Consider the following 10,095-nt stretch of genomic DNA (forward strand, 5'->3'; position numbering starts at 1 on the left):
TAGTGAAAAAAGAGGTATAAATTATTAAAGTTAAAAAACTGGCAGTCAATCAACGGCATATTTAAAGGCCGATGATTTAATATGCAAAGATTAGTTGACTAGTTTACCTTCGTATCAATAGCGCTAAAGATGACGCTGCAGGCCTCCAGATCGCCGATCGCTTAACAAGCCAGATTAATGGCCTCAACCAGGGTAACCGCAATGCTGCAGACGGTATTGCACTTGCTCAGACCATCGAGTCCGGCATGGATGAAGTTTCTGGTATGCTCCAGAAGATCCGTACCTTAGGCGTGCAGGCTAATAACGGCACTAACACTGCTGAGGATCGCAAGGCTATCGGTAAAGAAATCGAGGCTCTTGCTAACGAAGTTAATCGTATTGCTCAACAGACCACCTATGCGGGTAAAACTGTTTTAAATGGTACAGCTCCTGCTGCTGATAATAAATCAATTTACGCACCAGGCAATGCCGCTGGTGACCCTGGTAAAATGACCCTGCAGGTTGGCTCGAATAAGGGCGATACCATCGAGTTTTCTGTTGAGTCAGTAATGTTCTCAAAGCTTGCCACCGATCAAAACATTGTTGATGCTGCAGCTGGTAAGATTTTCAAAACAGGTGCGAATGGCGTAATTACTGTAGCCTTATCTTCTGCTAAGACTGACAACGGAAATGAGTCCATCGGTGCGATGATTAGCCATATCGATAAGATGATTGCAAAGATTGATGGACAGCGTGCCGACCTTGGCGCGATCCAGAACAGACTTGAGTCATCTATCCGCAACCAGTCTAACGTTGCTGCTAACGAAGCCGATGCACGCTCACGTATTCGTGATGCTGACTTTGCTGAAGAGTCTGCAAACTTATCTCAGCAGTCCATCATTCAGCAGGCAGCTGCTTCCATGCTGATGCAGGCTAATACCCGTCCTCAGCTTGGTCTGAGCTTATTAGGTTAATCGGAAGACAATCACATGGCCGTTTATGTGAATACAAATTTCAGCGCCCTTCAAGGCCAAAGAGCGCTGACTAATGTCACGAATAATCTGACGACTACCTATCAAAGGCTATCTAGTGGCCTTAGAATCAACAGCGCCAAAGACGACGCTGCTGGTCTTCAGATTTCTGATCGTTTGACCTCACAGATTAACGGGCTTAACCAAGCTAACCGCAATGCCTCTGATGGTATTGCGGTTCTCCAAACCATTGATGGTGCAGCTGAAGAAATCGTCAATGCTATGCAGCGTATTCGTACCATTGCTGTTCAAGCAGCTAACGGTACCAATACCACTGCAGATAGAGAGGCGCTTAACAAGGAAGCTAGTGCACTTTTAACTAGTGCCATGTCCATTGCTACCGATACTACCTTTGCTGGCGCTAAGATCATGATGGGCTATTACCCTGCAGATCCAAACCGCCTGTTTGAAGACAGCAAAAGTGGTAATTTCACCAGCCGTCCAGGTATATTAAACCTGCAAGTTGGTGCTAATAGCGGTGATACCATTCGAGCAACTATCGAAAACTTCTTCGCTGCCGATATTGCTGCTCGAGTAAAAGCACCTGGAAGCAAAGATACTATTGAAGATGCCTCAGCTGGCTCGTTAGTGACTGTTAAAGGTAATAATAGCGTTGATGGCATGACCATCGATATCACCACTGCTGAAAAGGCTGCAGGAGCCATCATTGGCATGGATGGAATCATCCAAGAGCTTGATAAGAGACGTGCATCGATTGGTGCATACATCAATCGTCTGGAGTCTTCTATCCGCAATCAGTCTAATGTTTCTGCTAACTCAGCTGATGCGCGTAGCCGTATTCGTGATGCTGATTTTGCTCAGGAAAGTGCCAACCTTTCTCAGCAATCCATCATTCAGCAAGCTGCTGCTACTATGCTGATGCAAGCTAACACCCGTCCTCAGCTTGGCTTAAGCTTACTTGGCTAAAAGTCTTTATTTATCATCATACGGTGCCCTTCATGGGCACCGTAGTCACAGATAATCCTTTCATTTCAAAACAGCACAGTAACACCTCCTCTCCAGCAAAACCTCTCTTTACAATAGCTAGCCGCCTTAATGCTTACTGCGCCTCCTGAGAGCCTATTAAACTGAATAGTGACACTGAAATTATTGACTTATAGAGCGTGCATGAGACGTTTATCAGATGATAATTGCGACTGCGCAAAGTGCTAACAAATCGCTAGTTTTGCTAGTTTTAAGGACTTTTCTAGGCTTCATCTTGCCCTATTTTTGGCAGTCACTTCTCAAAAGTGATTAGCTTTTGCAGTGTATTTAGTCGAGCTTAAGCACTGCTTAGATCTTTGTGCTAAGCTAGAGACATAGGCAAAGATAACTTGCCTTCATGAGTAGCCTTAAAAAGGTCTTAGATACAGCTTTGACTGTACCTTGCTCTTTAGTGCTATAGCCTTTCGTGCATAATTGACCTTGCTTTTGTAACCTATACTAAAATAGCTAGCTGCAACTAGCTTTTACCATCGTCTTTGACTACTTGTTCACACTCTTAGTCTAGGCCACAGAGATCATTATGGCTTTATACGTCAACACCAACGTCTCGTCACTCAATGCGCAGCGCAAAATGAGTAATGTGACCCTTAACCTGAGCGACAACTACTCTAAGCTTGCCTCAGGACAAAGAATCAACTCCTCCAGTGACGATGCCTCGGGCTTTCAGATTCAGGATCGTTTAACAGGTCAGATTAATGGGCTTAATCAAGGCAATCGTAATGCAAACGACGGTATTGCCTTTCTGCAAACCGTTGATGGTGCTGCAGGCGAGATTCTCAACAATCTCCAGCGCATTAGAACTTTAGCTATTCAGTCAGCTAACGGTACTAACTCATCAGCTGATCGTAAGGCTCTAAATGAAGAGGCCTCAGCTGAGTTAATTGCAGCTATGGCCAATGCCACCGACACTACTTTTGCCGGTGCCAAGATCTTAATGGGCTATTACAAGACTGATGATAATTGCATGTATGGCGACTCAGGTATTGGTGGCAACGTAGAACACCGCCCTGGAAAGTTTGACTTGCAAGTTGGTGCCAACTCAGGAGATGTAATTCCTGCTACCATCGAAAACTTCTTCATTGCAGATATTGCATACAGAATTAAACCTAATGGTGGCCGACCAACTATTGAAGATCTTTCAGCTGGCTCACTTAAGGTAATTGAAGATCGTGGCACTGTGCTTGGAATGACCATTGATATCTCTACTCCTGAGAAGGCTCAAGGAGCCATTCAGGCAATGGACTATCTCATTGCAGAGGTCGATCGTCGTCGTGGCACCATTGGCTCTTACATGACTCGTCTGGAGTCATCTATTCGCAATCAATCAAACGTTGCTGAAAACGAGTCTGATGCACGCGCACGTATTCGTGATACAGACTTTGCCTCTGAGACTGCTTCATTTACTCAAAATCAGATCATTCAGCGAGCTGCAGAGACTGTGCTTTCTCAAGCTAATCAGCGTCCATCCGTAGCTGCATCATTACTTAAGTAAGATCACCCTAGCTCATATCGCTGCGCCAAGATCCCTTGTGTGCAGTGATATGCTGTCACGCCAAATGATGCCGCTATGCCCATCAAATTAATTATTTGAAGGCATGGCATTGTGAGGCTCATTTACCTCCAAGCTACATGCTTGGCAGGCACTGTGAGACTCATTTACCTCCAAGCTTCATGCTTGGCAGGCATTGTGAGGCTCATTTCACTCCACTTCTCAAGTATGCTAGGCATTATTAGCCTTATTCTCAGCTAGAGATCATGCATGGCAGGCATTATTACCTTTCCTCTCAGCAAGAGATCATGCATGGCGGGCATTTTAAGCCTCATTCCCATTCCCATCTATGCATAGCATGGCAAGCATGTGCTGCTGCATAGTTGCTCTTTATTTTCCTTGACAGCTTCCACTTGGCTGCACCTATTCGCTAGTTTGCTTTCCTGTATCTATTAGAAATGCAAGGCAATGTATGCAGTTTTATTAGCCTTTTTCAATAGATACAACGTATAGATGGTAAAAATTATTTGTGAAAGTAAAACGTTTCGCATCTATTATGTTGTGCAAGATTTGATAGAAGTGCGCTTGAGTTTAGAGCAGTTGAAGTCTTATTTACGGCATTTACTTTGTAAGGCGGGATGGAGTCTTAAACAATGTGACAAAATTTGCCGCTTTTGCCATTAACATAATGCAATTATTGCCGTATAAGAAAGTAGGATGCTGAGGGTCGATATTCCTAAGTCCTAAACCCCCAGCCACTGAGCAGATCGCTCAGGAGAGATCTTTTGCATTGCTATAAGCAATGAGAAAGTTGTAAGCAGAACATAGTTTGCAGACTATGCATAGTGCTTCTATTAGCCCAGACAGCACTCTTTTTCTGCGTACCTGTTCGTGCATCAGACATTCTGTCTGATGCCACCCTACCTCATCCTGTTTAAACACCTCACACCCATAAAGATATAGTATTACTACGTCCTTATTGTGCCAGGATAAAGCCTTTTAAGGCCTCATCCATTTTAAGAGTTAAACAGAACTTAAGCAGAGCATTGACCATTACTGCGCCATGGCTACAGGTCTTACTGATATATACATATCACGCCATCACCATTTTGCAGCGAAGAATTCTTTAATCAATACTCTCCTAACAGTAGTCTTAGGAAATTCGCTCTGCCCTACATAATGAAATATGCGTGCCAAAACTTACAGAAAAGTGTGATCCTGAACAAAAAACTGCCAATAAGTTGACCCACTGTCATATTTCAAACAGGTACAAAAAGCCTATAAATATCAGCATCTGACCATGATTAAGGCAATATCATCGACGCTACTAGCTCATGCACCTAACTTACACCAACTCGTGCCACAAGCCTTCATGGCCTAGCACCTGGCAAGGCTAAGATGCCGATACCTTACTAGCGGCAAAAACCTTTGCCGCTACGACATGTTTTTCTGCCCGCCATAAGACCTATTTCCCCGGCAATATGTTAGAAAGAATCACTTTGCTTCAGTTTTAAGCGGCAATCTAATATCCATTAGCCCATCCCTAGTCTCAATAGCCTTGTCTAAGTTATCCGTCCACTGTGATTTACCGATATTCGCAACGCCTTCACTGGCTAAGGCCAAGCCATAGGCTTTGCCTAGTTTTGATGCGCCACCATAGCTCTTGGTTAATTCGTGTAAATGGCAACAGACTGCTTGCCAAAGTAGAACCAATTTGGAAAAGAATAGTACAAGCTAGCTGCAGGCTCTACTCATCTGCTTTCAGCTTGTGCACAGCATTAGCTTGGCACTTGTGCCTATGCTTGTACTTGAGCATTTATGCGCTATTTATCTTTTGAACTTGCTAAGCTGTGTTGCCAAACAGCCACCGCAGCTAAGCACGATAGAGATTGAGATGAGCTCCACTGTGCCTGTATTGGCTTGCCGTGGCTAGGCATGGCGCAGTATGGTGGGCAGAGCTTGGCTAGTGTGCTTGGTCTAGCCTGTTTTTCGTAGGTATGGCTGGGATGAGCTTGGCTTTGGATCGCCTAGCGATATTTGGTTTTGCTTAGCTTGATTGGGAGTGGCTGCGCTGATGCGGAAAATGGATTTCGTGGGCAGACTCTTGTGTGGCTAAGGCAGAGCCTGCACAGCGATGGGGTTGTGCTACTTATTTATCAAAGATGTCTTTGAGGCGCTGAAGCTTGTTGATGTATCTGCACAGCGCTGCTTCACGCATAATTACAGCTTGCTTCAAGACCTCAACTTGTTCTGAAGAGCTTAACTTTAAAAAATCGCGGCTGTCAAAATCAAAAGGTGGAGGGCAGTCATCAGGTAGAGCAATATTCTCCATACCCAATCTATATAAGTCTTTGCCCTGCGTTTTATCATACTGCTGCTTCATGCGTTCATAATTGCGTGTGGAAGCTTTCTCAGTATCGTAAGGATCTAATCTTTGTCCTCTGCTATCGCGCTCAGCATAAACGCCTTTAGAACAGTTGTCCTTAGCATAAACAGGCTCATCTTGAGTTGCTAACTGAGTATCTCTATTGAAGTTGCCACCACGAGTAGTATCTTCTTTGTTAGAAGCATAAGTATCTTGGTAAACATTGTTACGACGCCAAGGATCTACACGATCTAAAGCAGAATCATCTCTATAGCCATGACTTGCAGGTAGAGTATCGGTGTTTTCTATGGCGTATATATCTTTTGCATTTTGATTATAGTCACGTGGATCTGTAGTGCGATAGAGATTTTCTGCCTCTTCTTGCTGTTCACTAACTGCAGCAATCTTATTTACTGGAATATCATATTGCTGATTAACATGGGCATTGAGCACGCCAGAAAGATGTGGCTGACCTTCACCTGCTACAAACTCTTGACGTTGTGCGGCGTAACGTGGACCAGGCTCTAAGGTACCAAAAGTAGGCAGCTTCTCTCCTAATACCATAGAAGAGCCACGCAGGCACTGGCGTCTTGAATTTGGGGCATTTACATCTTTAGAGTGGCTTGCAGCACCACCTTTACGTAATACACTAATAGTGGCACTACTGCTTTGCTTTTTAGAGTATTCAGACTTATCGTGAAAAGAATATACAAACTCACGAGGATCGGTTTTCTCTCGTACTACTACCACGTTTTTAAGCTCTGGATGAGCCTTCAAAAAGCGGCTAGCAAACACAATCTCGCCAAATGGACTTTCATAAATACGGCCGACACGAGCCATGCGATAAGGAGCGTTCTTTTTACCATATAAGGCAACTACATAGCCCTTTTGAATATCCTTTTGTACGTCACGTGATTGTATGACGCGTAGCGACTCATAGTCACCCCAGGTCTTCTGAAACTCTAATAAGTCCATTGCACACTACCTTATACAGTACCACCACACGCATGAGACAAAATAAATCCAATGAGATAGATATTTGCCCGACCTAACAACCTACCAATTAATGTTGCTACTCTAGCAAAACTTTAGCCCTAACTAGATTAGCGTTTTAGCTAAGTCACACAGGCATATTTGAAAGATTTGGCACCTTGTGTATTAGCAGCAAATGTAAACTTTAGCCCTAGTTTACTGGTTTAGGTTATAGTGCAACTATTATAGCAAACAAGACACAAAAACTTACAAGGTTTAGCTCACTTTCGTAAAAGAACTATTCGCACTACATTATTTATACTAAATTTATGATAGTAATGCACCTATACGGAGCAGCACTCCAGCTTACTGCACACTATTAAGAATAGTTTTTCTAAAAAAGTATCCTAATATATGAACACTACAAGTATGTATACAAGATCAGTGCTATCTTTGATAGGATGCTTGCCTGTTCATCATGTCTATGTTGCAGGCTAGATATTTTGTTCTCATCTGCTGTGCTCAAGCTCTTATCTTGCTGTACTCGAATCAACTAAGTTGGCTGACAGTAACGAGGTGCTTGGCTTACCCTACATTAGCTTAGCTTTGCCTTGCCTTGACTTTCATTGCTTTTATTTGCTTCGCTCAACTAAAATCAACTTAGCCATGCAAGGCTGCATAGCTTGGACTGAATTTGCTGATTCGGAGTGAGCTTTTAATGCAGTACATGACCGACTTGATGAGGCTGTGCTTATGTGGCTTGGTTGCTATGAGCACTTATGAGTGGCGCATAAATCACAAAGCCCACGTTGGTGGGCTCAGTTAGGCTGCTAGATTGGGACAAATCTATGCTTTTTTTTGAGGTGGTGAGAGATTGTTTATGGCGTAGTGTGCTTGTCTGCTACTGTTCACCAATCTTCTTCCAGGTGACCTCGTTGCGGCAGTACAGCGGCTCGGCTAAGGCTGGATCGGTAAGAGTGTAGTCACCGCTCATGGCGCTATAGATGATGGCATCGGCTTGTGGATAAAGACGCAGGGTGTTTTCTTCTATGCTCTTGTTAGTAGCGGCTAAGAGATCTGCTGAGATTTTATCTTTAAGGCCGGCCTCTAAAAGGATGGCAATGCCAGTACCTGCAAGAGCAAGCTTGTCAGAGGCAATTATATCTGAGTGAGTTAGAAGATCTGCAATGGCATCTTCAGGTTTAGCAACCTTCTCTTCAATCACAGTTACTACCTTGTTACCGCTCTTTTCAAATAAAGCGTAGTACACCTCACCCATACGTGCATCTGCAGCACACAGGGCATAGCTCTTATCCTCATGAGCGTTACCATCGCCACAATCTAAGAGCTCAGGAGTTGCAAGCAGCTTAAGATCGCTCACGGCAAATACCTCAACATCTAAGCCTAAAGCTAAGGCTTGAGCTGTAGATGTAGCGATACGTACACCGGTAAAAGAGCCTGGGCCGGCACCAAAACCCACTGCCTCAATATCCTCACGAGCAACTGAGTTTTCAGTAAGTAAGCTATCAACCATGCTCAATACTAAATTGGCATGCTTTTGTGGGGCTACTTCGCTCTTTAAGAAGACTTTGCCACCAACACTCAAAGCTACGGAGCAATTTTCTGTGGCAGTATCAATCGCTAAAACAGTCTTATCTCTCATAGTTTAATTGTCCTGTAGTGTTGTGACAAAAATATCTGAGCCTTGCTAAGACTCATTCATGCCAAATAAGCAAAGCTACCGTCACCATTAGAAGGCGATCATTTGCATTGCTAGATGATGGAGGCCTAGTAGAAAGCTTGTCGCTTAACTACTAGCTGACAAACTATAAATCATAGCATGTCTATAGCCTGCATAGCTAAAGCCTAGCAGCGCTTTTTGCTGCGATATGAGCTAAAGCTAGTGAGCTTTTGCAGAGTTAACTGACAATCCTAGTGCGCTGTTTGCTGCTATACAGGATTGAGCACTGAGCTTACGGCAGCCATGCAGCTACGACTTGCATGAGCTTTAGATGGCCATGCAGCTAGGCCTTGGATGGGCTTTATCTAGCATTAATAACACATGATGGTTTACAAATCAGGCTATGGCACTTAAATGTGCTTAGCTTGCGTTTGTAGGCTGTATTGTATAAGATTCCGCTACTATTTAGTTAACTCATTAGAATGCACTTGGGCCTTTATTACCTCTTTGCAGCTTGGCCCCATGCATTGTCATGCTTGTTTGACAGCACTCATTGGTTTTGGTTACTTTCGGTTCTGGGGATTATTGATGATTAAGAAACGTATTATTGCGTTTGATTTGGATCCGCAGCCGGCTGTATCCGATTCATATCGCTATCATCTGCGCTCTAAGGATTCGGCAGTTGAAAACTCTGAGGCCAAATACTATCAAGACCCATCCAAACCTCGTAAAGTAGCTCACGAGGATATTGCCGACTACATGCAAGTAGTCACACCACGTCGTCGTGGTCGTATTCAGGCAATCAAAGACAATCAGCCAAAGCACGTCAAACAAAACATCTTAAAGCAGCAAGTCGAAGCCTTAGTTTCAGGTCAGCGCTCTCATGCACTCAAGCCACTGCGCATTAAGCTGCGCTCCATTGCATTAGCCTTAGCTGAGAATGCTAAGAACTGGAATAAAGAAACACCTGAGCAAAAGCGTGCCGAAAGCGAACTGTCCGTATGTGAAATCAAGACTGATGCTTTAGTTTACGAGACTGCAGTTTCTCCGACAGGCTATACCTACCGTCGACTCAAGAAGACCACCCCATCTTTAGCAAAGTAGCCTACACCAAGCTAAGTACGCTGCCACTCTTTCAAACTTATTAGCACCCTACACTCATATCCCGTTGGCCACTTGCGACCTGCCTTGTGCTAGCTAATCACGCCACAAATACACCAGCTGCTGCTATTGCCCATGAGCACTAAGCACCACTGCATTCATGAGCAGCCCTTTCTAAGCTATAACCACTCAGGTTAATGCCACTGCAGCAGCTGCAGCTGTTAGTGCAGTTATTGCTGTGCTATTGCTGTAGCTCCTACAGATGCTGAGCTACAGCTATTTCTGTCGCTGCTTCTAATTCTCTTGCTCAAACATCCCAAAGAGCCGCATGGTCTTTATCTAAGCTCTCAAGACTCTATGCGTGCCATGAGCTTGCTACTTGTAGTTCAGAAAATGCATTCAGCTGCTAATAAGCCTATGCGCTTTCAGTACGCAGGCAAACTATCCACAGTCTCTTAGGCGGCCACACAGG

6 protein-coding genes are annotated in these 10,095 nt (G+C 44.1%); 4 read left to right on the forward strand and 2 right to left on the reverse strand.

What is annotated here, in order from left to right:
* The first annotated feature begins 149 nt into the window (after positions 1 to 149).
* The 3 genes from RDO37_RS01615 to RDO37_RS01625 all read left to right on the forward strand — a co-directional run bounded on the left by RDO37_RS01615 (position 150) and on the right by RDO37_RS01625 (position 3,507).
* A complete protein-coding gene (locus RDO37_RS01615) occupies positions 150 to 953 on the forward strand; it encodes a flagellin (protein WP_374045295.1) in 804 nt (267 codons plus the stop codon).
* A 15-nt stretch (positions 954 to 968) separates the two neighbouring features.
* Positions 969 to 1,937 (forward strand): flagellin, encoded by a 969-nt coding sequence (locus RDO37_RS01620; RefSeq protein ID WP_027939487.1) that lies wholly within the window; start codon positions 969 to 971, stop codon positions 1,935 to 1,937.
* A 598-nt stretch (positions 1,938 to 2,535) separates the two neighbouring features.
* A complete protein-coding gene (locus tag RDO37_RS01625) occupies positions 2,536 to 3,507 on the forward strand; it encodes a flagellin (RefSeq protein WP_308497884.1) in 972 nt (323 codons plus the stop codon).
* Between the two features lie 2,146 nt (positions 3,508 to 5,653).
* Here RDO37_RS01625 and RDO37_RS01630 read toward each other — a convergent pair.
* Together RDO37_RS01630 and tsaB are read right to left on the reverse strand one after the other, a co-directional pair.
* Positions 5,654 to 6,844, reverse strand: coding sequence for a hypothetical protein (locus RDO37_RS01630; protein ID WP_308497885.1), 1,191 nt, complete (start codon positions 6,842 to 6,844; stop codon positions 5,654 to 5,656).
* Between the two features lie 898 nt (positions 6,845 to 7,742).
* Positions 7,743 to 8,504, reverse strand: coding sequence for a tRNA (adenosine(37)-N6)-threonylcarbamoyltransferase complex dimerization subunit type 1 TsaB (gene tsaB, locus RDO37_RS01635; RefSeq protein ID WP_308497886.1), 762 nt, complete (start codon positions 8,502 to 8,504; stop codon positions 7,743 to 7,745).
* A 606-nt stretch (positions 8,505 to 9,110) separates the two neighbouring features.
* Here tsaB and RDO37_RS01640 point away from each other — a divergent pair.
* Positions 9,111 to 9,626: a hypothetical protein gene (locus RDO37_RS01640; protein WP_308497887.1), complete on the forward strand. Its 516-nt coding sequence runs from the start codon at positions 9,111 to 9,113 to the stop codon at positions 9,624 to 9,626.
* The last annotated feature ends 469 nt before the right edge of the window (positions 9,627 to 10,095 follow it).

Source organism: uncultured Anaerobiospirillum sp., from assembly GCF_902485895.1.
Taxonomy (GTDB): Bacteria; Pseudomonadota; Gammaproteobacteria; order Enterobacterales; family Succinivibrionaceae; genus Anaerobiospirillum; species Anaerobiospirillum succiniciproducens.